This window comes from Parendozoicomonas haliclonae, assembly GCF_900174585.1.
Lineage (GTDB): Bacteria > Pseudomonadota > Gammaproteobacteria > Pseudomonadales > Endozoicomonadaceae > Sansalvadorimonas > Sansalvadorimonas haliclonae.
In genome coordinates, this window is sequence record NZ_FWPT01000002.1 from 677052 (window position 1) to 702224 (window position 25173).

25 protein-coding genes are annotated in these 25173 nt (G+C 51.3%); 16 read left to right on the top strand and 9 right to left on the bottom strand.

What is annotated here, in order from left to right; all coding sequences use genetic code 11:
* Window positions 1-82: 82 nt before the first annotated feature.
* From hrpB to EHSB41UT_RS06275, 3 genes are all read left to right on the top strand, one after another.
* The gene (gene hrpB / locus EHSB41UT_RS06265) at window positions 83-2611 is read left to right on the top strand and encodes an ATP-dependent helicase HrpB (RefSeq protein ID WP_087107878.1); all 2529 of its coding nucleotides are present in this window, start codon (window positions 83-85) and stop codon (window positions 2609-2611) included.
* A gap of 148 nt (window positions 2612-2759) precedes the next feature.
* Complete coding sequence (locus EHSB41UT_RS06270; RefSeq protein ID WP_087107880.1) at window positions 2760-3125, top strand: hypothetical protein; 366 nt, start codon at window positions 2760-2762, stop codon at window positions 3123-3125.
* Between the two features lie 122 nt (window positions 3126-3247).
* On the top strand, window positions 3248-5155 hold the full coding sequence (locus tag EHSB41UT_RS06275) for a hypothetical protein (RefSeq protein WP_133060416.1): 1908 nt from the start codon (window positions 3248-3250) through the stop codon (window positions 5153-5155).
* Here EHSB41UT_RS06275 and EHSB41UT_RS06280 read toward each other — a convergent pair.
* A complete protein-coding gene (locus tag EHSB41UT_RS06280; RefSeq protein ID WP_087107884.1) occupies window positions 5139-5861 on the bottom strand; it encodes a TVP38/TMEM64 family protein in 723 nt (240 codons plus the stop codon). The genes EHSB41UT_RS06275 and EHSB41UT_RS06280 overlap by 17 nt on opposite strands.
* Window positions 5862-5914: 53 nt before the next feature.
* Here EHSB41UT_RS06280 and EHSB41UT_RS06285 point away from each other — a divergent pair, with 53 nt between their 5' ends.
* Both EHSB41UT_RS06285 and EHSB41UT_RS06290 read left to right on the top strand, forming a co-directional pair.
* Window positions 5915-6646 (top strand): ferredoxin--NADP reductase, encoded by a 732-nt coding sequence (locus tag EHSB41UT_RS06285; RefSeq protein WP_087107886.1) that lies wholly within the window; start codon window positions 5915-5917, stop codon window positions 6644-6646.
* An 84-nt stretch (window positions 6647-6730) separates the two neighbouring features.
* Complete coding sequence (locus EHSB41UT_RS06290) at window positions 6731-7534, top strand: SDR family oxidoreductase (protein WP_087107888.1); 804 nt, start codon at window positions 6731-6733, stop codon at window positions 7532-7534.
* Between the two features lie 4 nt (window positions 7535-7538).
* On the opposite strand, the gene EHSB41UT_RS06295 is transcribed toward EHSB41UT_RS06290, so the two are convergent.
* Window positions 7539-8846: a VTT domain-containing protein gene (locus EHSB41UT_RS06295; protein WP_165767169.1), complete on the bottom strand. Its 1308-nt coding sequence runs from the start codon at window positions 8844-8846 to the stop codon at window positions 7539-7541.
* An 88-nt stretch (window positions 8847-8934) separates the two neighbouring features.
* On the opposite strand from EHSB41UT_RS06295, the gene EHSB41UT_RS06300 reads away from it, so the two are divergent.
* Window positions 8935-9831, top strand: coding sequence for a class I SAM-dependent methyltransferase (locus EHSB41UT_RS06300; RefSeq protein ID WP_087107892.1), 897 nt, complete (start codon window positions 8935-8937; stop codon window positions 9829-9831).
* 1 nt (window position 9832) lies between these two features.
* Here the strand turns inward: EHSB41UT_RS06300 and EHSB41UT_RS06305 are convergent, their stop codons facing one another.
* The 3 genes from EHSB41UT_RS06305 to EHSB41UT_RS06315 all read right to left on the bottom strand — a co-directional run bounded on the left by EHSB41UT_RS06305 (window position 9833) and on the right by EHSB41UT_RS06315 (window position 13005).
* Window positions 9833-11140 (bottom strand): alpha/beta fold hydrolase, encoded by a 1308-nt coding sequence (locus EHSB41UT_RS06305; protein ID WP_087107894.1) that lies wholly within the window; start codon window positions 11138-11140, stop codon window positions 9833-9835.
* Window positions 11141-11592: 452 nt separating this feature from the next.
* Window positions 11593-12570 (bottom strand): NAD(P)H-dependent flavin oxidoreductase, encoded by a 978-nt coding sequence (locus EHSB41UT_RS06310; protein ID WP_087107896.1) that lies wholly within the window; start codon window positions 12568-12570, stop codon window positions 11593-11595.
* A 108-nt stretch (window positions 12571-12678) separates the two neighbouring features.
* Window positions 12679-13005 (bottom strand): DUF4870 family protein, encoded by a 327-nt coding sequence (locus EHSB41UT_RS06315; protein WP_133060417.1) that lies wholly within the window; start codon window positions 13003-13005, stop codon window positions 12679-12681.
* Between the two features lie 106 nt (window positions 13006-13111).
* Between EHSB41UT_RS06315 and trmH the strand changes: the two genes are divergently transcribed.
* The 9 genes from trmH (at window position 13112) to EHSB41UT_RS06360 (ending at window position 19179) form a co-directional block, all read left to right on the top strand.
* On the top strand, window positions 13112-13795 hold the full coding sequence (gene trmH / locus EHSB41UT_RS06320) for a tRNA (guanosine(18)-2'-O)-methyltransferase TrmH (protein WP_087107900.1): 684 nt from the start codon (window positions 13112-13114) through the stop codon (window positions 13793-13795).
* Between the two features lie 56 nt (window positions 13796-13851).
* Complete coding sequence (gene tesB / locus EHSB41UT_RS06325) at window positions 13852-14715, top strand: acyl-CoA thioesterase II (RefSeq protein ID WP_087107902.1); 864 nt, start codon at window positions 13852-13854, stop codon at window positions 14713-14715.
* A 79-nt stretch (window positions 14716-14794) separates the two neighbouring features.
* A complete protein-coding gene (locus EHSB41UT_RS06330) occupies window positions 14795-15853 on the top strand; it encodes a polysaccharide deacetylase family protein (protein ID WP_087107904.1) in 1059 nt (352 codons plus the stop codon).
* Window positions 15854-15997: 144 nt separating this feature from the next.
* Window positions 15998-16570, top strand: coding sequence for a hypothetical protein (locus EHSB41UT_RS06335; RefSeq protein WP_133060418.1), 573 nt, complete (start codon window positions 15998-16000; stop codon window positions 16568-16570).
* Window positions 16571-16742: 172 nt separating this feature from the next.
* Window positions 16743-17054 carry a hypothetical protein gene (locus tag EHSB41UT_RS06340; RefSeq protein WP_087107908.1) on the top strand — a complete coding sequence of 104 codons (312 nt, stop codon included), beginning with the start codon at window positions 16743-16745 and terminating at the stop codon, window positions 17052-17054.
* Between the two features lie 76 nt (window positions 17055-17130).
* Window positions 17131-17469: a cupin domain-containing protein gene (locus tag EHSB41UT_RS06345; protein WP_087107910.1), complete on the top strand. Its 339-nt coding sequence runs from the start codon at window positions 17131-17133 to the stop codon at window positions 17467-17469.
* An 80-nt stretch (window positions 17470-17549) separates the two neighbouring features.
* On the top strand, window positions 17550-18386 hold the full coding sequence (locus EHSB41UT_RS06350; protein ID WP_087107912.1) for a hypothetical protein: 837 nt from the start codon (window positions 17550-17552) through the stop codon (window positions 18384-18386).
* 67 nt (window positions 18387-18453) lie between these two features.
* A complete protein-coding gene (locus EHSB41UT_RS06355) occupies window positions 18454-18804 on the top strand; it encodes a cupin domain-containing protein (RefSeq protein ID WP_087107914.1) in 351 nt (116 codons plus the stop codon).
* A 138-nt stretch (window positions 18805-18942) separates the two neighbouring features.
* The gene (locus tag EHSB41UT_RS06360) at window positions 18943-19179 is read left to right on the top strand and encodes an HP1242/YdcH family protein (protein ID WP_087107916.1); all 237 of its coding nucleotides are present in this window, start codon (window positions 18943-18945) and stop codon (window positions 19177-19179) included.
* Between the two features lie 90 nt (window positions 19180-19269).
* Here EHSB41UT_RS06360 and EHSB41UT_RS06365 read toward each other — a convergent pair whose 3' ends face one another.
* The 4 genes from EHSB41UT_RS06365 to EHSB41UT_RS06380 all read right to left on the bottom strand — a co-directional run bounded on the left by EHSB41UT_RS06365 (window position 19270) and on the right by EHSB41UT_RS06380 (window position 22940).
* A complete protein-coding gene (locus EHSB41UT_RS06365; RefSeq protein WP_087107917.1) occupies window positions 19270-19569 on the bottom strand; it encodes a hypothetical protein in 300 nt (99 codons plus the stop codon).
* Between the two features lie 41 nt (window positions 19570-19610).
* The gene (locus EHSB41UT_RS06370) at window positions 19611-20237 is read right to left on the bottom strand and encodes a flavin prenyltransferase UbiX (RefSeq protein ID WP_087107919.1); all 627 of its coding nucleotides are present in this window, start codon (window positions 20235-20237) and stop codon (window positions 19611-19613) included.
* A gap of 5 nt (window positions 20238-20242) precedes the next feature.
* Window positions 20243-21625: a UDP-N-acetylmuramate:L-alanyl-gamma-D-glutamyl-meso-diaminopimelate ligase gene (mpl, locus tag EHSB41UT_RS06375; RefSeq protein WP_087108013.1), complete on the bottom strand. Its 1383-nt coding sequence runs from the start codon at window positions 21623-21625 to the stop codon at window positions 20243-20245.
* Window positions 21626-21992: 367 nt separating this feature from the next.
* Window positions 21993-22940, bottom strand: coding sequence for an integron integrase (locus EHSB41UT_RS06380; protein ID WP_087107921.1), 948 nt, complete (start codon window positions 22938-22940; stop codon window positions 21993-21995).
* 1561 nt (window positions 22941-24501) lie between these two features.
* Between EHSB41UT_RS06380 and EHSB41UT_RS06385 the strand changes: the two genes are divergently transcribed.
* On the top strand, window positions 24502-25023 hold the full coding sequence (locus tag EHSB41UT_RS06385) for a GNAT family N-acetyltransferase (protein ID WP_087107923.1): 522 nt from the start codon (window positions 24502-24504) through the stop codon (window positions 25021-25023).
* Window positions 25024-25173 lie beyond the last annotated feature (150 nt).

Below are 25173 nucleotides of genomic sequence, written 5' to 3' on the forward strand. Positions count from 1 at the left end.
GATTTTCCGACAGGTATAAACTCTGCTTCGGACAATCGTTAGAATACTCTTTCCCGAATTGCCCCAGAATACCTGATATTCAATGCCTGCACTGCCTGATCACCTTCCCGTCTGCGCTATTCTCCCTGAACTGCGTGAAACGCTTACTCAAAACCATCGTGCTCTTTTGCAGGCACCTCCCGGAGCGGGCAAAACCACTCTGGCTCCCCTTGACCTGTTGAAGGCCGACTGGCTGGGTAATCAAAAAATCCTGCTGCTTGAACCCCGTCGTCTGGCTGCCCGCTCCGTAGCACGCCGCATGGCCGAGCTGCTGGGAGAAAAGGTCGGTGAAACCATCGGCTGGCGTATGCAGCTGGATACACGGGTTGGCAAGAACACTCGTATCGAGGTTGTTACAGAAGGGGTGTTAACCCGGATTCTGCAATCTGATCCGGCGCTGGAAGGTATCGGCTTAATTATCTTTGATGAATTCCACGAGCGCAGCCTGCAGGCTGATCTCGGCCTCGCGCTGGCTCTGCAAAGCCAGGACGGTTACCGGGAAGACGACAACCCACTCAAGATTCTGGTGATGTCGGCCACGCTGGCCACGGAAGAGATGAGTGCGTTTCTGAGTTGTCCGGTGATTCAGAGTGAAGGCCGTAGTTATCCGGTCAGTTGCTACTACCGTGAACGACAGATTCCCAAGGATGACCGCCGTGAACTGATCAACCAGTGCGCAGCGACAGTTCGTACGGCACTGAACAACCATGACGGCAGTGTGCTGGTATTCCTGCCCGGTGCCGGTGAAATACGACAGGTTGCAGAAAGTCTGGAAGACTCCCTGCCTGCCAATGTCAGCCTGCATCAACTCTATGGCGATCTGGATAAACAGGCTCAGGATCGTGCCATCCAACCCCCACCAGAAGGCCAGAGAAAGATCGTACTGGCCACCAGCATCGCCGAATCCAGCTTAACCATTGAAGGCGTGCATATTGTTGTGGATGCCGGATTGATGCGGGTACCGCAGTTTGATCCGCGCTCCGGTATGTCCCGGCTGGACACTGTGCGAGTCTCCCGGGCCAGTGCCGAACAGCGTGCCGGTCGGGCTGGCCGTCTGGCTCCCGGACACTGTTATCGCCTGTGGACCGAATCCGAGCAACAACAGCTGGTTGCTCATACCGCTCCTGAGATTTCAGCTGCCGATCTCGCCCCTCTCGCACTTGAGCTACTGGCCTGGGGTGTGAGCGATACTGCCGAACTGGACTGGCTGACATTGCCACCAGCACCGGCCATGTCACAGGCGACGGGCCTGCTTGAGAAGCTTGGGGCAGTTCAAAAGGATGACGATCATATCCGGATTACCCGCCATGGGCAGGCTATGGCCGGGCTTGGTCTCCACCCCCGCCTGGCCCATATGGTGCTGATTGCCAAAGAACATCAGCTTGAATGGCTGGCCAGCCTACTGTGTGTGTTGCTGAGTGAACGTGATCCGTTGGCTGGCAACCGGGATGCGGGTGTGGATATCAATCTGCGGCTGTCGGTACTTGAAGGTCAAAGCATTCCCGGGCTGTTTGTTTCCAAAGGACAACTCGGCCGTTATAAGCAGCTGACCAGCCAGTGGCGACAACGTCTTGGCTCACCCAAGAGAACCGATTACAACAATGAGGATATTGCTCTGCTGCTGGCCAGCGCCTATCCCGACCGCATAGCCCTGCGTCGTTCACAGGATGGTCGCTACCTGCTCAGTAGCGGTCAGGGCGTAACCTTCCGCAATGCCGAGCCACTGTCTACTGAAGAGTTTCTGGTAATTCCCTCCGTGGGTGGACATAGCAACCAGCGGGAAGCCAGTGTTTATCTGGCTTGCCCGATCACACTGGAGACCATTGAAGAGCTGTTTGCCGATCAGATCGACACTCTGGACGATATTCGCTGGGATAAAAAAGCCAAAGCCGTTGTCGCCAATAGGGTTGAACGCTTTGGAGCGGTTACGCTCGAAAGCCGTCCGATTCGAGACTTGAGCTCTGAAATCCTCACCCAAGGCCTGATTGAAGGCATTCGGGATGCGGGACTCTCCGTTCTGCCTTGGGATAAGGAGAGCGAACAATTCCGTCAGCGGGTGATGTGCCTGCAAACTGTGGATAACAGCTGGCCGGATTTCAGTGATCCGGCTCTTCTGAACACTATGGAAGAGTGGCTGGCGCCGTTTATCGATGGCCTATCCCGCCTTGAGCACCTTAAGAAGGTCAATCTGAGCCAATGTCTGCAGTCCATGATGGACTGGTCCCGAATGAAGGAGCTGGATAGAGAAGCTCCGGAGAAGCTGGAAGTACCCAGCGGCTCCCATATCCGTATTGACTACAGCAACCCGGAAGAACCCAAACTCGCGGTTAAACTGCAGGAGCTGTTTGGCCTGCTGGAAACGCCAAAGCTGGCTTATGGAAAGATCCCTCTGACCATTGAACTGCTCTCCCCTGCTCAGCGGCCGGTTCAGAAGACCCGAGACCTGCACAGTTTCTGGAATAACACCTATCAGGATGTGAAAAAGGACCTTAAGGGCCGCTACCCCAAGCACTACTGGCCTGAAGATCCTTTTACCGCCACTGCGACTCGTTTTGTACGCCCACGGGACTGATCCTCTCAAGAGGAGGGATATGACGGGAAACTGTCATATCCCCTTCAAACATCATTAACTCCCCAAACCAACCGGGCAATTTCAGCCTACGGGCGTTGCTAAGCTTCCATTGACTTATTTCAACTGCCAGACAGGGAGAGATCAGGCAATGTTCAGTCCGCATTTAAAGTCATGGAAAGCTCTTATCGCCGCAGCCAGCCTGGGTTTTCTGGCCACCAGCGCAACTGCTGATATCAAGATTGGCGATTCTAAATCCACCCGCTTTGGTAAAGGCGAGTCTGTGACCACCAATTGGTCCACCCTGCACAGTAACCCCCTCGACAACACCTATCAGGAAACTGTCAGAGTGATGTCTGTCTGCGTAAATGGTCGCAGCTTTGTTGTGTCCATGGGTATGGCCGGTATCTGGGACACGTCTAATAATGCCGGTGCAGGCGCTGGCGGCGGTACTGGTATTGTGCAGGTTTTCGATACCGATGCCAGTGGCAATATGGTACCGGTCACCTGTAAATAACACGGTTTATTCTTATATTGGAAACCGGCTCAGTGCCGGTTTTTTTATTCCCATGATGTGTTGAAAAGCACAGCATCTCGACTACCTTTCTCTGTCCGCTTAATACCCGATACAGGTGTACCATGATACTTATTCGTGACTTGGTACAGAGATGCTTGCTACCAAAAACATTGTCGTTTGCTCGTCCACAGTCTGATGCCAGAACATCACGCGGGGTTCGTTTATCTGTTCTGAGTGCATTGGGTTTCTATCTTGTTTCTGGAATATTAAGCGCGGCTTTTGCCTCCCCGGTCCAACCTATCTACCTCGTCGTCTATACCGGACATATCGCCAATACTCAGGAAGGCAGCAACGTCGTTCTCGGTGCTGAGCGAATCCCGGCAAAAAGCCTGATGATCGGTGAAGGTGAAGATCCAGAATTACGTCTCTACTCCTATATTCAAACCAGTCCTGACTGTGCAACAACCGGAGCCTGCTCTCCTGTTTCCATACAAACTTCAACCCACTTCAGTGATATTACCGGTGAAGGAGCTGGCCGGGAGTTTTCCGTCCATACCGCCCATATTCATCTTGGCAACAACCTGCCTGAGGGATTCAAACCTATCGGTTTCCTGAATAAAGGAATAGATGAAGAAGAGAAACTGGAAAGTGGTGTTTCCGTATTTATGCGGGATGGAACTCTTTTTCCTCTGCTGGAAGTCACTGTTCCACAAAAACCAGAAAAACCATCCACAGATAAAAAAGAGGCTCATCACACGCTTGTCGCTGGCCGATTTGAACCACCTTCCCATTATCCGGTTATCACACTGGGGACTTTTCCACCAAAAGGTACGCTTGTTGTGGATAGTGGCGACTACCGCCATGGACTGGCGTTGTTCAGTCAGTCCAGCCGTACCTTTAAAACGGAAAAGAACGAAAACCCCACAGAATCCCCCGTGCTTTACTATTCCGGTAAAAAGACTCAAGGCAAAGAGCCTGATGTCAAAGCTATCTCATTGCTTCCACACACTGTTGATACAAAACCCTCCTCTTCTGAGCCTGAAACTTCATCCGATATGACTGATATCCCGGATATGCATGTTGATATCACAGGCTCTACGGCGCCCGTGCACAAACTGCTTAATACCCCAGTGATTCAACCAAAATCACCGATGGTAAAAGGGGTGCCGGTCGAGGTTGAGTATTATGCGCCGCCGGATCAAATCCCCTCAAATCCGTTTCTTGGGCTGTACTCCCAAAACAGACAGGCAGGCAATGACTATAAAGGGTTTGCCAAACTCACCAAGGGAACAGAGCACTCTGGACCACATACGGTATCGATAACCCCAAACCTGAAATCGGATGACGAACAGTGGGTGCATTTTTATATCGGTGAGAATGCGTCAGGTTATATGTCCTCCAACTATCAGCTGACAGATATAAAGAGTGCCTCTTTCCATGTAGCCGACAAGCCTTTGCCTGAGCCTATGGAAACAGAGCCAACGACCGCAACGCTCACAGTCGCCCCTTATGGCCATATGACCAGAACAGCACGCCTCAGCGATAAAAATCAGCAGATTCTTGAAATGCAGAGGAAAATGGAAACGGTTGAAAAAGAGGCAAAACTCAAGCAGGTAGACAGTGATGAAACCGTAGCTCAGGTTATGCAAAACCTAACCGAGCAAAACGAAGAGGTTCTCAAATTACAAACTCAGATCAAGGAACTCTCTCTGGAGAACCAGAGAATGAAAAAGAATACTTCCGGTGCGTCTGCACCCCAGCCTCAAACCATGCATAAGGACAAAAAACTGACCTGTAAGCTCTGGACAACCAAGGGCGGGCAGTGTGATCAAAGCAATACCTGGAGCTCCAAAGCCTACATCAGCCATCTGGACAGAAAACATGCTTCACAGACTATCATAACCAGTGAAGACATCTGTCCAGGCTGTAATGGAAAAGTTCAGGATATCCTTTACGGCAGCAACGATATGAGTGCTTTCAAAGCCCATATCCATGCCTGTCAGGGCTTTAACCCTATGAAGCCGCAATAACCTTTTGCACACGTCGGATCACAATCCAGACCAATGCAGAGACGGTGATGACTGTACCAATACCCATCCACAGGGCTTCCTGCTGACTGCCACCGCTTTCAAGCAGTGTCAGGAAGTCTCTGGACTGACTGCCGATCCAGAGCGACAACAAGGTGCGAGGCAGCATACCGGCAGCACCGGCCAACAGATACACAACAAACGGCACTTTAAGTGCCGACATCAGCAGATTCATCAAACAAAACGGCAAAGCGGGTGACAACCGAGCCAGTATCAACATCGCGGCCGGTCGCTCGGCAATATCCTTGGCGACCTTTTGTGCCACAGGATAGGTTTTCAGACTGTGGATAAAGTGCCCACCATCCAGCAACCGACCGATACCGTAGCCCAGAGCTGACGCAAAAATATAAGCCACTATCAGGAACAGTACGCCCTGAAAGCCAAAAAAGAATCCGGTGACAATCGCAACAAAGGTTGTTGGTGTGAGCCCGGCAGCCATGGTCAATCCAGAAAGCAACACAATGGTCGACCCGGCGTCTGCCACCCACAGGCTGACACTTTCATGATTTAACAATAACCAGCCGGCCAGTACCGAACTGAAGATGAGAGGCATACCCGAAAACAGGATCATGCCGCTGGCCAGGCGCCAGTTCTCCTGCAAAAGCGATCGCATAGAGGAAGGTTTTACCGGGGAGTTGTTCACGTTCATCCCGGGATTATGCCATTCTGAGGGGGAGGTCGGTAAACAGAACAGGACACACAATGCCCAGGCCAACCTACAGCATGGAACTTGTCAGCAAAGAGCAGCTCGCTCCGGCAACCATCGGTCTTACCTTTCAGGTCACCAATCCCCCGGCATTTGAAGCCGGACAGTTTGTCTCTATTCACTTTACCTTCGAGGGAGAAGAGCTCAAACGCAGCTACAGTATTGCCAGCTCCCCTGAACAGCTTACAGAAGACGGAACGCTTGAAATAGCTGTAGGTCTGGTAGCTGACGGCAAAGCCAGCCAGTTCTTTGAACAGGCTGAAGTCGGGCAAACTGTCGAGATGTCCGGTCCCTTTGGAGTCCTTACTCTTCCTGAACAACTCCCCTCACGCCTGATTTTGGTGGGCACAGGAACCGGTGTGGCACCCTATCGCGCCATGCAGCCTCAACTTGAAGCTTTGGCTCAACAGGGGCAGAACATTCATATCCTGATGGGAGCAAGAACCCGTAACGACCTATTCTATCAGGCCGACTTTCAGCAAATGGCAGACCTCCAAACGGTGACCTATGAAGCCTGCCTCAGTCGTGAAGACAGCGTTGATAAGCAGGCCGGTGAGTATGCCGGTTATGTTCAGAAACGCTTATCAGAATTGCCACTCACACCCGGAAATGATCTGATATTTCTGTGCGGCAATCCCAATATGATTGATGACTGTGTTACCCAGCTTACGGAAGCGGGCTTTGGGCCACGTCAGGTGAAACGGGAGAAATACACTTTCTCCCGTTAATACATTCATAAGCCTGCCATCCCATTTCTGCGTTTCCTTTCAATCTGTGTTAACAATAAAGGCATCGCAGAAGGAGACTCTCCCATGCCCCGTTACCGAAACAAGACTGTTGTGATCACAGGCGCCTGTGGTGGTATTGGCCGGGCGCTGGCCCTGCGGTTTGGTGAAGCAGGTGCCCGTATCGCTCTGATTGATATCCGGGAAGAACAGTTGGCGGCATTCTCAGAACATCTGCAAAGCCGCAATATTCAGGCACAGGGTTACCTGTGTGATATCAGCGATGCTGAGCAGGTGGAAAAGACATTTCCCCAAATCATCAGTGATCTGTCATCTATTGATGTGTTGATCAATAATGCCGGTGTCGTTCACCACTCCAGTTTTGAAGACACCCGCCCAGAAGTCTTCCGACGTTTAATGGACATAAATTACTTCGGTGCCCTGCACTGCACCCGCGCCGCGCTCTCAGAACTGCTAGCAAACCAGGGGCAGATTATTACCATGAGCAGCATGTCCGGCTTTGCGCCACTCTGGTATCGAAGTGCTTATGCAGCCAGCAAGCATGCCCTGCATGGTTTGTTTGACTGCCTACGAATAGAGATGCGGGATAAAGGCTTGAGTGTGATGTTGGTTTGCCCGGGTTTTACCGCCACGGATATATACAGAAATGCTCTACAGGCCGACGGCTCGGTTTCAACGAATCTGGAAATGCGCGGTAAAGCCACCACACCTGCCGATGTTGCCGAAGAAATTTATAACGCTGCCAAGGCTCGCCGCCGGCTACTGGTGATGTCCAATGTCGATTGGCGAGCCCGCATTATTGCCCGCCTGTTGCCAGGGTTCTTTGAACGGCATCTGGCACACAGAATCAGCGGTGTTCGGATCAACTGATTGATCATGTCCAATAAACCACTGCGGCACAAAAGATGGCCAACTGACCCAACCGCCAGTAAAAGTTATTCCGGCTGAGCGCCAGAGGGTGCTTGTTTTCCCAGATCAGCCACAGCATAAAGAAGCTCAAGCCGAGGCCAAACCCACCCAGCACATCCACAAACCAGTGTTCCCCTTTATAAACACGGCTCTCACCCACCAACAAGCCAATAAAGAGCCCAAGACTCCACAACCAGGGCTTATAACGGTCCGACAGATAGCGTCCGATATACCAAAGTGGCCAGAGTGTCAGAAAGATCATGCAGGCAGTATGTCCGCTGGGATATGAGAAAGATGTGGACAAGGCCGGTTCAGGACGGGGAAGCGCATAAAGAAGCTTCATTCCTTCAAACGTTCCTTTCAGCGCCAGAGCAATGACCAGATAAACAAAGAAATTCATAACCGCGGCCCGGTTGCGGGCATGCAACGCATCCAATCCCAGCCAGAACAAGGCAAAGAGAAACATACCAAAGGTCGGAAAGAACTCTCCTGTTGCTGTCACCGCTGAGAATAATTTATCCAGCAATGGTGTGTGCAAAGAGTAGGTATGGTCGAACATATAAGTGTTCAGCTCCATACCCGCCGGCAGCATAGCCAGCACTGAGATGCCGATGGTGTAGATCAGTGCCGTAAGAAAGCCTGTGCGATACAACTTGTCTGCGGAAATCTTAATCAACAAATAACGGCAGAGATAAGCGGCATAGACGGCAATAAACAACAGAACAGTGGTTGCTACCAGCCACTCCACTGGCAAGTGGTCTTTCCAATGCAGTGAAGCCCCGACAAAGTAACCCGGCAATAAATACACCGGTGCCCAGACCAGAGAAGAGAGAACATTCACAATAAAGAAGTAACGGGCCGGCATACCCATCATCCCGGCCACAAGGGGAATCACCGGCCGGATAGGGCCAATAAAGCGTCCCAGAGCAATACTGACACCACCATGCCTATCAAAAAAGGTTTCACCCTGGTTCAGCCATTCCGGATGCGAACGAAACGGCCACCAGCCCCGAATACGATCGTGGAACTTGTAGCCGAGCAGAAAACTAATCCCATCCCCCAGCAACGCACCGATAAAGCCTGCCAGCAGCATGCTCCACACATCCAGCACACCACTACCGGCCAGTGTGGCTGCAGAAAACAACATCACAACACCGGGCAGGATAATCCCCACCAGCGCCAGTGATTCTGCAAAAGCAATCAGCCCGATAATAAAGGCCAGCCACTGTTGATGCGCCGCTAGCCAATCTGCCAGTCCACTCAGTTCTGCCACGCCATTCCCCACCAATAGCTGAGCTGTTATTCTCCGGAAAGAATAAGAAAAAACAAATGCCATTCCGACCGTGGCCAGGAATCACACGATGTCGCTTCTTTCAAACTCCAGCTCTGAATCCAATAACGATACGTCTACCGATACCTCCCGTATCAGCATCAGCGCGCTATACACCGGCCACGTCTGGTACCGCAACGGACTGTCACTGCCCGCCCTTTATTCTCGCCTTGGTCAGGCCGGCTACTGGGCACTCCGACCAGTGAACAGTTTTATTCGTCTGCTGACCGGCGCTGATATCGAAACCTTCCTGCTGGAGCGGCATAAAGTTATAGACCATCAAACCGCACAATTAATAGCCCAACATCCGGATCTTCAAATTGTTGAGATTGCCTGTGGTCTTTCGCCCCGCGGAGCCCGCCTGATGTCACGATACAACAATGAGGGATGCAGCCTGAGTTATATTGAAGCGGATCTGCCGGATATGGCGGCCAGAAAACAACGCATGCTGCAAAACCTCGGACTGCTTAGCAGTGAGCATCAAGTCAGGAGCTGCAATATTCTCGAAGAATCCGGTGAAGAAAGCATCGAGCAGATACTGTCCGGCCTGGATCATGATCGTCCGGTACTGATTATTACCGAAGGTTTGGTGAACTACTTTGATCTGCCGATGATCGAAGCCGTCTGGGGCCGAATGGCTAAAGCTTTAAAAGCCTTCCCGGCCGGGTTTTATATTACCGAGGTTTATCCAGATCTTAAGGAACACCCTTTCTACCCCTGGATGCAAAGAGCTCGCAAAATGGTGGCAGCCCTGACCCGCGGAGACTATCCGCTGCATTACGCCAATGAAGAGGTTATGAAGAAAGGATTTGAAGGTTGTGGCTTCCAACAGGTGCAGGTGATAGATCCATCAGAGCTTTATGACACACTTGGGCTGCGCCGTCTGGAGATCGACAGCGCTGTCCGGGTGGTAGTAAACCAAGCCTGATTTACAAGGCAACCGCCTGCTTTTCAATCAGCTGCTGTTCTACCAACGTATCCTCCAGTGCCAGCTCCGGCATTGGGGACTGTGGAATAAAGTAACTGTCGTCCAACAGATAATTGCGGAACACCTCGGCCTTGCTCAGATCCATATGGATAAACTGGCAGCGAACCTCATTGCCATTTTGTTCAAGAGTATGAATTGGCAAAGCCAGATTGATCGCTTCAATATGCAACTGCAGCTTACGGGCTGGCAGCGGCTCATTATCCTTTCGACTCAGCGTGACCCGCGCACCAAAATAATTAATATCTTCAATCCGGCACTGCAGACCATCACCACTTTCCGTCTTGATAATGCACGCACTGCTGCGAATCGGCACCAGGCGCGGACTAATCCGAGGCTGCAAGGCCAGCGCTTCAGCACGCTTGTAAATGGTGAAGTCCTTGCCGGTCTTCAGGCTGTCGCCACGGGCAAAGCCCAGAAATAGCGCACAGGTGCCTTCGCGGCGGGCAAAGATACTCATATGGTCGGCATCCCGAATCAGCGCAAAGGTGGCCTGTTTGCAGCTCAGTGAGAAATGCGCATTCTCATGGGGCATGGTGAAGTGATCGAGTTCACCGGTCGCGACCAGTGTCGGGCAGGCTGGAAACTGTTCAAAACCATCAAAGTCCAGCAAACGACGCGTGTTCTGTAAAAAGCGTTCACGCTCACTGTCTGCCAGACGAAGAACCTGACGCAACAGCAGTTTACGGTGCACGCCTCCCATACCGGTGCGGTCAATGTGATAACCATTGATCATGGTGGAAACCGCACCGTGAGCAAACTGTTCAAGGGAGCCTTCACTACAAAGATGGAACGACTCTTCCAGCATCAAGCGCAATGCAGGTCGGCCTTTGGCTGTCGTACCGCTCAACAGTAATCGGCCAATACGCTCCGGATAGTGAATGGCAAACATACTGGCCACCAGCGAACCGTACGACACACCAATCATATGGGCCTGTTCAACATCGCAGGCATCAAGGAATTGAGGAATCAGATCAGCCAGACCTTTGATATCCAGCTCAGGGGCCAGCTGCAGATTATTTCCCTGGGATGGCAGATCAAGCAGGATTACCGGGAAGTGTTCCAGCATCGTCGTCACTTCATAACGAAAGCTGCGGAAGTTCTGGAAGGCACCCGAAAGGAAGATCATCGGGGTCGCATGGAGGTTTTCCGGCCGGGAGTAGGCCTGGTACTCAATAGTCCACTGACCAACCTGAAGAGCACGGGGAGTGTCGTCAAGTTTTCGGGCCGAGAAGTCCAGATCGTATTCCATGGTTTTCGCCCTGATACAGACCACTTTAAGCCGGTGCCCATCAAGCGGAGCATGGTTTCTGCTCCTCCAGTGTCAGCCTCTGCAGACATCCGGAAATCACCCGCGTGGTTCTTGTTGTCATTTCAGAGCCGGCACCACACGACTCTGGTAGTTTTTATCGATGGTATACATTTCATCAAAATATGTATACCTGACAGACCTGACTGCGCATACCACAAAAAATAAACACAAAGGCACAAAGCTATTTTTTTGTGGCGCTCTTGCAAAAAGCTGCGAAAAACAGCCGCAGGCAAATCTGGATAGTAAGGAATTCTTACACAATGGGATGCTTGTACATTGGCCTAAATATGAGAAAGGGCGGCAACTCGGTAAATCCGTTTTCGGGGAATTAACGAAAAAAACGAGTCAAAGGAAGCAAACGCTGCTGAACAACGTCTGCTTCATAAAGGCGATTAACGCTGCTGATAGACACCAGACAAACGCTGGAAAGCAGCATCGTACTCAGCGGATAACCGAGCCACCAACTCAGCCGCCGTCTGAACCTCGGTTACCCGACCAATACCCTGCCCGCAGCCCCAAATATCCTTCCAGGCCTTGCTGTCAGTATTACCGCCTGAGCCAAAGTTCATCTTGGACGGATCACTTTCCGGCAGGTTATTCGGATCAAGCCCAGCCTTTTCAATAGACGGCTTGAGGTAATTACCATGCACACCGGTAAACAGGTTGCTGTAGACAATCTCTTCCGCGCCGCAATCCACCAGACACTGCTTGTAGTCATCCTCTGCCCGCGCTTCTTTGGTCGCAATAAAGGCAGAACCTACATAACCAAGATCAGCCCCCATAGCCTGTGCGGCCAGAATGGCATCGCCGGTTGCGATAGAACCGGACAACAGCAAAGGTCCATCAAACCAGCTGCGGATTTCCTGAATCAAAGCCAGTGGTGATTGGGTACCAGCATGGCCACCCGCCCCGGCAGCGACAGCAATCAAACCATCGGCCCCTTTCTCAATCGCCTTGCGGGCGAAGGTGTTGTTGATAATGTCGTGCAGAACAATCCCGCCATAGGAATGAATCGCTTCGTTCACCTCAACCCGTGCGCCCAGGGAGGTAATCACAATGGGCACCTCATACTTCACACACAGCGCCAGATCTTCCTCCAGACGATTATTAGAGCGATGCACGATCTGGTTGACCGCAAAAGGCGCAGCCGGTTTATCCGGATTGGCCTGGTTATAGGCATCCAGCTCTTCGGTAATCTGGATCAGCCACTTTTCAAACTCCCCTTCCCCGCGAGCATTCAACGAAGGAAAGGAACCTACAACACCGGCTTTACACTGGGCAATCACCAGCTCAGGGCCAGAAATAATAAATAAAGGAGAAGCGACGGCAGGGACCGACAAACGATTCTTTAAAATCTCGGGAAGAGCCATGGGACATCCTTTAATAGTGGATTGTTATTCTCGCCCACCATTATGGGTGCACCCACAGCGTTTGAACATGATCAGTTGTTACAGCCGATTGATGATTCCTGACAGCATTTACGGGAGCCGATCATTGGAAAACTGATACCAACCCATCGCCACACGATAAATCAGCCAGATCTGATTCAGAAACAGCACCAGCCAGCCAATCAGAATAAAGGTAAGAATAAAGCCAATCACCCCGACCAGCAGATTGATCCAGAAGGTTCGGACAATCCAATCATAATGAGCCAGCAGCAGATAATCGCTTTCCCGGCCTCTGTTGACCCAGGCCACAATCGCCGCGATAAAGACCGGAAAGGCAGTAAACACGCTCACCGCCATCAACGCGTAGGCAATATGAATGGGTGTTCGTTCCGGCGAAACTGAAAAGTCTTGTGACATTGCCTCTCCCGACTGTCTGCTCTCTTCGTTATCATTCAGAATAATTTCAAGGCCGCCCTGAGCCAAGCCCGGGCATGTAACCGATTCCGCACAAAGGCCAATAATTATGACACCGGATCGTTACCAGAAACTGTGTACCACCCTGAATCGTCGCCAGCCGGACCTGACCCTGCTGGCAGATGAAGTTCACAAACCCCATAATCTCGCAGCTATTGTCCGCACCTGTGATGCAGTCGGTATTCAGACCGTTCACCTCTGCAATCCGAATATCCGCGAACGCTCCCTGCGCGGTCGCTCCATGGGCAGCAGCCGCTGGGTGGATGTGGAAAAACACGCCAACACCGTCGAGGCCGCAAAAACACTCAAGGCCAAAGGTTTTAAAATCTACGCCGCCCACTTTACCGATCAGGCCAAACACTATCACGAACTGGATTACACCATTCCCTGCGCCTTGCTGGTCGGTTCGGAAAAGCGCGGTGTCAGCCCGGAAGCTGCCGAGATTGCTGACGAGCATGTTATTATCCCGATGCAGGGGATGGTTCAGTCATTCAACGTGTCGGTGGCAGCGGCCATTATCCTGATGGAAGCCCAGCGTCAACGTCAGGCGGCTGGCTTATACGATCAGTGCCGCATTCCGGAAGAACTGCGCCCGGACATTATGTTCCGCTGGGGCTATCCGGAACTGGCAAGATACTGTGACGACCGCAACCTGGACTATCCCGACCTAAATGATGAGGGACAACTGGTTGATCCCGAAATCTGGTATAGCAAGGTCAGAGCCAGGGCGTAAAGCGCCCGCACGACCGGATGCTAGAGAAAAGAAGTACATAAGTTGAGGGGGAAGATGTGAGCAAGGTTCTTGATGAGCTGTTGTCTCTGCTCCAGCTGGAAAAAATAGAAGAAACTATTTTCCGCGGGCAGAGTCAGGACCTGGGCTTCGGCAATGTGTTTGGCGGCCAGGTTATTGGTCAGTCGCTGTCTGCGGCCAAACAAACCGTGGAAGAGGATCGTGGCCTGCACTCCTTCCACTGCTACTTCCTGCGCCCAGGCGACGCCAACAAACCGATTGTCTACGAAGTGGATCAATCCCGTGACGGCCGCAGCTTCACCACCCGCCGGGTGGTTGCTATCCAGAACGGTAAACCGATCTTCAATATCGCGCTGTCTTTCCAACAGCAGGAAGAAGGTTTCGAGCACCAGTATCCCGAAATGCCGGACGTCACCCCACCAGAAGAAGTGGACTCCGAACTCGACCGTATTCGCGCCATTGCCAGCGTGATTCCGGATAACCTGCGCGACAAGCTCACCTGCGACAAGCCGATTGATATCCGCCCGGTGAACATGCCGGATATCCTCAAGCCGGAAGCCATGGAACCGGTGCGTTACGTGTGGATGAAGGCCAATGGCAGCCTGCCGGATGATATTCGTGTGCACAAATATCTGCTGGCTTACGCCTCAGACTTTAACTTTGTCACCACCTCCCTGAATCCGCATGGCATTAATTTCTGGCATCCCAGCCTGAAAGTCGCCAGTATCGACCATGCCATGTGGTTCCATAAAGATTTCCGGATGGATGAGTGGGTGCTGTACAGCATCGACAGTCCGGTTGCCCGTGGCGGGCGAGGCTTTGTACGCGGCCAGTTCTTTAACCAGAAAGGAGAACTGATCGCCTCCGCAGCCCAGGAAGGCCTGATTCGCAGAAAATCCTGAGATACGCCACAGATTTTATGGGCCCGGTTTATACCGGGCCTTTTTCACACACTGATTTGAAATTTTGAGGACTGCCCGATTGCTTCGCCGCATCAAAACCCTCTTTAGCCTGACACTGGCTCTTTCGCTCTTCTCCAGCATGGCTCAGGCTGTGGTGGTTCTGCAGTATCATCATATTGATGACACCACGCCCAAATCCACCAGCACCTCACCGGCTCTGTTCAAGGAACATTTGAACTGGATTAAAGAGAATAATTACCGGGTCGCGCCGCTGACAGAAATTACCGACCTGCTGCGCACCGGTCAGCCTCTGCCGGATAAAACCATCGTTATCACCTTTGATGACGCCTTTACCTCGATCTACGAGCAGGCCTTTCCTGCCCTCAAAGAACACAACTACCCGTTCACCATTTTTATAAACACTGGCTCCGTGGATGAGCGCCATCGTCGCGCTCTCAGCTGGAAGCAGCTGCGTGAGATGGGTGAAGCGGGTGCAACCCTGGCCAACCACACCATTGACCATGGCCATTTGGTTGAACGTCTTCCAGATGAGAAGAAACAAGAGTGGCTGGATCGTATTGCCACCGAACTGCGCACGGCCGAAAAGCGCATCAAGGAAGAGACCGGTCAGAACCATAAGCTGCTGGCCTGGCCATTTGGTGAAACGACGCCAGAGCTGGAACAGCTGGTGCTCAACAAAGGCTATATTGCCCTTGGTCAGCAATCCGGTGCGGTGGGTCTGGATTCCAACAAAGCCAAACTGCCACGCTACCCGATGGGTGCCGGCTATGGCAGCATGAAAAACTTCCCGCTCAAGGCCAAGAGTCTGGCCCTGCCGGTGACCAGCATCACGCCAGAGTCCAGCCTCGCGCCAACCGATGGCAATCTGGCTCCGCTACAGATCACTCTGAAGCCGGGTCAGTGGAACGCTGGTCAGATCGCCTGTTATGCGCTGGGCTCCACACTGGATATCAACTGGCTGGACAAGCAGAAGACTATCTTTGAAATCGCCATGCCATCTCCACTTCCTTTGGGCCGTTCACGCATCAACTGCACAGCTCCGGGGCCAGAAGGTCGCTGGTTCTGGTTCTCCAAAGATTGGGTTCGCCTGACTCAGGACGGCCAGGCTCTGGACTAAACCTTCTCAAGATCAGCCACCTTTTTAGCCTTTCGCTCCATAGACCTTGGTCGTTGCGACCGAGGTCTAATGGTTCTGTTGCTCACCCTCCGTATAAACTGCGGCTGTTCGTAAAAATCAGATCGCAATCACGGAGGATTGGATATGTCAGGACCAGTGAAGGTAAACACAGGCGCACCTACAGCCCCCTTTGACTCTCTGAGTGAGCCAAAGCAGACCCGAAAGGACAAGCTTAAGGCCAGGATGAAAGGCAAGGCTGTTGAAGTTAAGCAAGATATCAACCAAGGCATCAGCAATGCCTGCGATGCGTTCACCAGCCCGTTTGTAAAAGCCGGCAAGTGGATTGTGTCCAAGCTGGAAAAGCCTTTTCACATCATCAATGCTGGCCGTAAAGGCTTCGTCTATGGCACGGTCATTGGCCAGTTCGGCGGTGCTGCCGGCGGCGCGATCATCGGTGGCGTCATTGGCTCTGCCTTTGGCGGCCCAATCGGTGGCCTGACCGGTGCCGGCATCGGTGCAGGTACAGGCTTCCTGGGTGGTATGGTTGGCGGTGCGGGCGTTGGTGTTGGCGCTATGGCCGGCTACAAGTCCCATGTCTTCAGTGCTACGAAGAAGCGTGAGCTGAAGAACGAGGTCAACCTGCTGAAAGGACAGTTGGAATCTGCCCAACTGGCTCTGGAAAACGCCCAGAGAACCCGCCAGATCGAAGCGGAATAAGCTTTCCTGGCTCAAAACGAAAGCCGATCCGTCAGGGTCGGCTTTTTTTTGTCGTACTTCCCTGTCGAATCCACACTATCTGACAAGTTTTCCTGTATTCCTGCGGGGTTATTTTCTTGCCGCCCCAAGAGAAGCTAGCGTTACGGAAGAAGATTCTGAGCGGTGCAAGACCATGGATGACAATACCGTAAGAAAACTGGCTCTGGTGATTACTGCCAACTGTCTGCGTGATACGCCTGTCGAAAATGTGGCTGCCAACCGGCCGCTCAACGAAGCCGAGCTGCAGACCCTGCGTAAATCCATGTCTGACCGTCTGTATACCTTTCTGCTCTACCTGCTGAATAAACCAGCTTCCGAGTACTCCGCGCTGATGGATGAGCTCTCCAAGCATTACCCGGCCGACTGGCCCATGCCGGAGCTGGATCAGGCGCTGACCAAGGGCGTAGGCAACACCCCGCCACCGACCAATGGCGTAACCCTTTAACCCCTGATGCCCGGCTCCACAACCGGGCACGTGCTGCTATATTTTGCCAGCCTATCCGTGAACAGGGTCCCCCGTGATGTCTGCCGAACAAGCCAATCTCTTTCACGAAGCGCCGATTAACCCGGACCGGGAGTTTCAGGAGAAACTGATCGGTAACTCTGGTTTTACCCTTGAGCGCATTGTCTCCCATGGTCACAGAACGCCGGACGGCGAGTGGTATACCAGCGATGATGAAGAGTGGGTGACTGTGCTTGCGGGCAGCGCCACTCTCCAGCTGGAAAACCGCAAAGAGCCTTATGAATTAAAAGCGGGTGATTACCTCACCATTCCAGCCAACACCCGCCACCGGGTGGAGTGGACCGACGAAACCTGCGATACCGTCTGGCTTGCTCTGCATGTGCGAGGGCAATCCTGAAAGGAATGATCTCACGCCGTTTAATAAACCTATTCAGAGTGGCCGGAGTTGCCACTCTGCTGATGACAGGGATGTTGTCTATGTCCTATGCCGCTGCCCAAACCATTCCCGAACCTTTCCAAAAGCTTGCACACGCCTTGAATATGCCAGCGGCTCAAGACTGGCAGACCTACCGCAGGGCGTTTATTCAACAATGGGGACGAGAGCAGGGTGTGGAGCGGTGGCAGATGCCCGCAGTCAATCTTCAGGGTGATCAACGCCACCGTGTTTATGAAGCCCTTGAAGAACTGGGCGTTATATCGGACTGGCAGCCATCAGCCACAACCTATGATTACGCCATCTGGCCCGGAGCCATTGTGCCAACGATGAAAACCCGGCTTGAGTGGCTGACCAAACTCTGGAAACAAGGTATTCGGTTTAAAACGCTGGTCGTTCTTACCGGGCAAAGACCACTCACAGATAACATTGATAATTTTTATACCGTGATGGTTTCCCTACTTGGCGCGGAGCACGCCAGCGAGTTGTTCGCAGATCCGAACAACCATCCCCACAATGAAACCGAAGCGGCAAGACTGCTACTGCATTACACCCCCCTCCCAGACACAATGAAAAATGTAACTGTCGTGTTTGCCGACACTCCCAGAAAGTGGACCGGTGACGTTTGGGATAGACCTCACACAGGCGACACGGTTGAACAATGGCTGTTGTTTAACCCAGAACCCGGCAGCGTACTACTGGTCACCAGTCAGCCTTCCGCACACTATCAGGAAGCTGTTTTCCAACAGCATCTTCCTGCAGGTTTTCCTCTTGACACCAGCACACCGGCACTCAACTCCAATGCATCTCTGGCCATTATTCTTGATGGGATTGCGACCTGGCTGCGCAGCTCTCCTACACCACCAACCCTTGCGAAATAGCGTTATCCGCTGACCTCATCTATCTTCACTCAGAGTTCGTTAATGAGGCGGTTCGCTTTATACGCCCATGGACATATTTCGACTGCATACCAGCCCAGACGGTGATTCCATAATTGAGTCTGTCACCGTTCCCATGCAGGCAGAAGATGAAGAAGGCCATCTATCCGCGTCCTTCCCCGCGACAGATGTCGTGTTGTGTGAAGTGGACAGCAGCTTCAGTCAGGACTGGCACAATGCACCCTGCCGGAGAATGGTTATTGTGATCAGCGGAGCGCTGGAGATCGAATTAAAGGATGGCAGCCTAACCGAGGTTTTACCCGGTCAGATTCTTCTGACCGAAGACCTTGATGGCAGTGGTCATAAGACCCGTGTGTCCAGTACGGAGTCGCTTCAGGTTGCGATTATCCCACTGGCCTGATTAAGCGATGGTCGAAGTCGCATTATCCGACAACTGGACATAGTGATTTGTACCTACTTTGATATACATCAGCATTTCAACGTCCCGCCTGTGTAAAGCTAAAACTGACCATTGACACTGTCACCGGGGAGGAAAGACATGACAATAGCCAAGCATGATTTGGAAAAGGAGTTTCCCAACCTCAAGGCACGTTTAAAGGAACTGGATATCCAGGATCCTGCCTTCCATGAATCTTATGAGCGTTATCAGGTCGTTGATAAAGAAATCATCCACTACGAAACAGAAGAAGGCTGCTCCGACACCTATCTGGAAGATCTGAAGAAAGAACGTCTGCAGTTAAAAGACAAACTCTACTTTATGCTGACTCACCCCTGAAAGCTCGGGGACTAATGGCCATGGTCGAATAAGACCACAAGCAGCCAGAATAAAATAAGCCGGCATTTGAGCAGAGCTCACGCAACCGGCTTATTTTAAACGCCCTTCACGGGACATCAGCCAGATCATCAATGCCTCGCCAATTTCAGCCAGCTCTTTGCGGCTCAGCTGCAGGTTTTCCATAAATTCGGCGGGATGCTCCAGCGCGGTAAAGTGTTTCTGAAATAACCATTCATCCGGATGACTGCCTTCAACCTTCTCGACAGTATCCATCACCATCGCCAACATATCATCCGGACGCTCCTCCAGAGTCACAACAACACCAAAGCGTGCTTTGCGATCAAAGTCGCTGGCGGAATCATCGTCCTTTTTGGGCTTTTTCCCTGGCATAGGCGGGCATCCTTGCTTGCCTTGTTTCAGAAGCGGCTAGATCACTCTCCCCAGCGGGGCATCAGAGATTGTTCAATCCCCAGTTGGTTCAGAATTCTGGCAACGACAAAATCCACCAGATCACTGATCTCCCGGGGCTGATGATAGAAACCCGGACTGGCTGGCAGAATGGTCACGCCCATACGGCTCAGCTTAAGCATGTTCTCCAGATGAATCTCGGAAAAAGGGGATTCCCTGGGAACCACGATCAACTGCCTGCGCTCCTTTATAGCTACATCGGCTGCTCGCTCAATGAGATTATTGCTGGCACCTGTCGCGATCGCAGACACAACCCCCATACTGGCTGGGCAGATCACCATACTACTGGGCGCGCCGCTGCCTGAGGCGACCGGCGACATCCACTGTTCAGGCCCGAAAACCCGAATTTGTCCGGGTTTGGCGCGGTAGTGATCCGTCAGAAAGCTTTCCATCAGCTGAGGCTTGCCCGGCAACGGCATATCCGTTTCGGTGGCCGAAACCAGCTGAGCCGCCTTGCTGATCATGAAAAAGACATCACGATCCGCAGCGATCAGGCACTCCAGCAGCCGCCAGGCATACTGGGCTCCGGAAGCCCCAGTCATGGCCAGAGTGACAGCCTGCCTGCGTCCGGCATTGTTATCATTATTCATACTGCTCACTTCTTACTTCCCGCAGAGCAATCCTTCAGGGCATCCGCCAGCTTCCGGTGAATGCCGCCAAATCCGCCGTTACTCATAATCACAATATGCTCGCCCGGCTGGCGGGTACGCACAAGATAGGCCACAAGCTGATCAATATCAGACTCAGAGTGTGCTGGCACAGGGCTTTCCGCCATCTCATCCACCAGTGACCAGCCCAAACCCTCCGGTTCAAACCAGACAACAGATGAAGCCTCAGCCGTAGAAGCTGCCAGCTGCCCCTTATGAATCCCCATCTTCATGGTATTAGAGCGGGGCTCAATCACAGCCCGTATTTGAACATCATCACCCACCCGGGCACGGAGACCGGCAAGAGTGGTGGCAATAGCTGTTGGGTGATGGGCAAAGTCATCATAAACCCGAATAGCTTCATCGGTTTCAATAACCAGCTCCATCCGGCGCTTAACGCCCTGGAACTGGCCCAAAGCTTCACAGGCTACTTGTGGTGTAACGCCCACATGGCGGGCAGCCAAAATCGCAGCAAGCGCATTATCCATATTATGCTGACCGGTCAGCTCCCAGCTCACTAACCCCTGCAAGGAGCCATCCTGAGCCAGAATATTGAAAGCACTGCAATCAGCAGAAATGGGGACGGAGCTGAAATCGCCCCCTTCACCAAAGCGAATTACGTCACTCCAGCACCCTTTATCCAGAACCTCATCAAGGTTCTTATCCCGTTTGGGCGCAATCACCTGACCAGAGCCCGGAATAATGCGCACCATATGGTGGAATTGCCGCTGAATATCCGCCAGCGAATCGAAGATATCCGCATGATCAAATTCAAGATTATTAAGAATCGCAGTCCGGGGATGGTAGTGAACAAACTTGGAGCGCTTATCAAAAAAGGCTGTATCGTACTCATCCGCCTCAATAACAAAGAAAGGCGTTTCACCCAAACGCGCCGAGATTCCAAAATTACCGGGAATACCACCAATCAAAAAGCCTGGAGCCATGCCCGCATATTCCAGAATCCAGGCCAACATGCTCGAAGTGGTGGTTTTACCATGAGTTCCAGCGGCAGCAAGTACCCACTTACCCGGCAAAATATATTCTGATAAAAAGCCCGGCCCCGAGGTATAACGCAGACCTTTCTCGAGCATATATTCCACGGCCGGATTCCCTCGGCTCATGGCATTGCCAACTACAACAATATCAGGAGCCGGATCGAGTTGTTCCGGATCATACCCCTGATGAAGAGCAATTCCCTGCTCCTCAAGCTGTGTGCTCATGGGCGGATACACATTCAGATCAGAACCTGTTACCCGATAGCCAGCTTCACGCGCCAGCAGGGCAAGGCTTCCCATAAATGTTCCGCAAATCCCCAGAATGTGTACGTGCAATTGTTTATCCATGCAAATAGCTTCAATGGTTCCTGAACCATTATCAAAAGGCCGGAAGGCGTTCTTTAAGTAAACACCTGACCAGAAAGACGCTATCACAGAAAAGCGCCTGCAAAACATCCCCACACTCATCTTTTTAGCAGATCACGAATAGTCACCACAGGATTGAGTGCACTCGAAGGCGTGATTCGGAGTGAGAATGAATCATGAAAAGGACGACATATATAGAGAATAGAAAGATGAAGTGGCGGATTAAACCTACACCAACCAAAAGATAGTTGGCATAATCCCCGGATAAAAGGGATTTCCGAATTTCACCTGACACAGGCAGTATGTGGTGCGTGATCGGTGGCGGTAGCCTGCCTGATCAATCAACAGGGCTTTTTACACCTCGCCCACCGCGATTTAACACATGCGTATAAATCATGGTGGTGTTAACATTCTGATGCCCCAACAACTCCTGAACCGTGCGGATGTCATAACCACTTTCCAGCATATGCGTGGCAAAGCTATGGCGAAATGTATGACAGCTGGCGTGTTTAGTGATCCCTGACTTGCTGATTGCCTTTTTGACACTCCGCTGAACCGTTCGACAATGCAGATGATGTCGGCCGATATGCCCAGTTCGTGGGTCACGACTTAACTGGTTACTGGCAAAGATAAATTGCCAGGCTAGCTCTGTGCCTGCACTCGGATATTTTCGTGCCAAGGCACCGGGAAGGTGTACATGGGCAACGCCATTTTTTAAAGCTTCCTGATGCAATCGTGATGAGTTTTCTATCTGATCCTTAAGGCAGACAATAGACTTTTGCGGAAGAACCGTCATTCTGTCTTTACCACCCTTTCCCTCACGGACTGTGATTTCGTTTCGCTGAAAATCAATATCCTTCACTCGTAAACGTAGAGCCTCAAGCAGCCGAAGCCCAGATCCATACATTAATAGTGCAACCAACCATGAAGGCCCTTGAAGATTTGATAGTACGAGCTCCGCTTCATGCCGAGAAAAAACAACAGGGAGCTTTTTAGGGCGAGCAGAATTACACCAATCCGTAATTTTAATATCTTCCCAATTGAAAACATTCCGATAAAGAAAGACCAAAGCACTTAAAGCCTGTTGCTGTGTACTAACAGATGCATGTCTTTGCATCACTAAATAAGTCAGGTATTCACCAATTTCCTGACCAGACATTGATGCAGGATGTTTCATATTGTGAAAATAAATATACCCCTTAATCCATGACCAATAAGCCTTTTCAGTAGAGTAAGCATAATTAGCCAACCGAATCGCTTCCTGAAACTGCTGTTGAAGACGCATGGCAAATTCTTGTTTGTAGGTTGAGGTACAGAAAAAGTAGTTCGCCTAAGCCAATATGCAACCCTTTGATCTACCCAAGAAACAGCAAAGATAGGTGAAGTTATCCACAACCATCATTACTTAAGCGACAGATATACGAAATTAGCAAAAGCGACATGTCGTATAAGTAAATCGGCGTTCCAAAAATCGTTCCGAACCCTTTAACAAATAAAGGCTAGAAGCGTACCGCATTAACCAAATACAGTATATTATGCGACCTACAGTCGTGTATGCTGCTGTTACCCGAGGTTAAGCAGTAAAGGATTTTGGGCAGTTCGGAGAAAGACAGATGTGCCCTATTCCTGAAAATCAAATGATTATCTCACTCCGAAAAACACCAAGTATTAAACATCGCAATATACGTCCCGCAACGCTCAAACAAACGGTTAAACACTGTGCAAAAAGCACGGTCTCTGCCGTGCCACCCTCCGGGTAACAAGAGCTTCAAATGGGACGCCTCCGGCGCCCCATAAGCGGGCGTTATGCGTAGTTGTGCCATTTGAATCGTGCCCATCAAAAAGATTGTCGCCACGCCAACAACTAGTTCAGTGAAAGCTGGCGTAAACGTTTATCGTAAACAAGTTCTTTTTCATCGGGTAAATCGTGCCTGACAAGGGTCGTGCCACGCCAGCATCAACATTGTCGCTCATTAGTTTCGCGTTTTTTGGCAAGGTTCATCAATCACCCGCACGTTCTGGCAACTTCACTGCTGTCAATTAAGTGCACAATGCTGGCATAATCAACAGGGTGCCATCTGGCGTACACTATCGTGCGCAGCGGTAGCTTTGGTGCCACGCCAGTATCAAGTTCGGCCGCCTCACGGCCACGCATAACAAGCACATCAAGCGGGACGCCTTCGGCGCCCCGTATGTGGGCGTTACCCGAGGTTAAGCATTAAAGGAATTGGTGAGTTGGGAGAAAGACAGACGTGCCTTATTCCCGGGAATTAATTGATTAACGCACTCCGAAAAACACCAAATATTAAACATCGCAATATACGTCTCGCTACGCTCAAACAAGCAGTCAAACATTGTGCAAAAAGCACGGTCTCTGCCGTGCCAATCCCCGGGTAACAAGAGCTTCAAATGGGACGCCTCCGGCGCCCCATAAGCGGGCGTTGTGCGTCATATCGCCATTTGAATTGTGCCTGTCTTCAATATCGGGGAATTAACAGTTCGGTGCTCGCTGGCATAAATATTGTGCCAAACAAGTTCTTCTCCATCAGTTAAATCGTGCCAGACAATGTTCGTGCACTGCCAGCGCCAACAATATCGGTGCCGCTTTTATCCAGTGCTTGGCAACATCTGTGTTCATCAAAAACGTTTTAGCATTTTCGGTACTGCGTGGTTCGTGCCCGTAGCGGGCAAAATCAACATCGGGGCTTCTGGCCAATTCTGCCCTACCCAATAACAAACATTGTGCCTAGGCCAGTTATCACGCTCAGTGGTAACTTCACTGTGCGCACAACAAGCACATCAAGCGGGACGCCTTCGGCGCCCCGTATGTGGGCGTTAATTGGCAAATGATAAAGACTCAACGCACTACAATCAGAGCTATTGATATCAGAGATGAACCAGATCTTTTTGATATCTATAAACGTCCTGAAGTATTCGAGAACTTCGGTATCGGCGTATATTCGAGAGGTCAGCATCTAGCCAGTATTGAAAAAGCAGTCAATCGTTGGCAAGAACTAGGGAAAGGTGACTTGGTTGCAGTCTATAAGAGCAAGGTAATTGCTCGACTCATACTCTTCCCATTTGAGCATGAAGATTTTGAAATTGGTTATGTCTTAAACCCTGAATATTGGGGAATGGGATTAGGTACAGAAATAGCTGAAGCACTCACAAATCACGCTTTTAAACTTGGTGCATGTAAAGTAAAAGCATCAGCTAGAGAAACAAATAAGATATCTACGCGCATAATCATTAAGCTCGGTTACACAGAAGTTGAGAGAAAACTCGGAGAAGATGGTATTTCCCGAGTATATTTTCAAAAGCTTAAGGGTGCTAGCGGAGAATGCCAATTAACAAAAAATTCCAGGTGACGCCTTCGGCGCACCTGAATTTGGCGTTATGCGTAGTTGTGCCATATGAATCGTGCCCATCAAAACGATTATCGTCACGCCAAAAATAAGTTCAGTGAAAGCTGGCGTACACGTTCATCGCAAACAAATTCTTTTCAGACGGGTAAATCG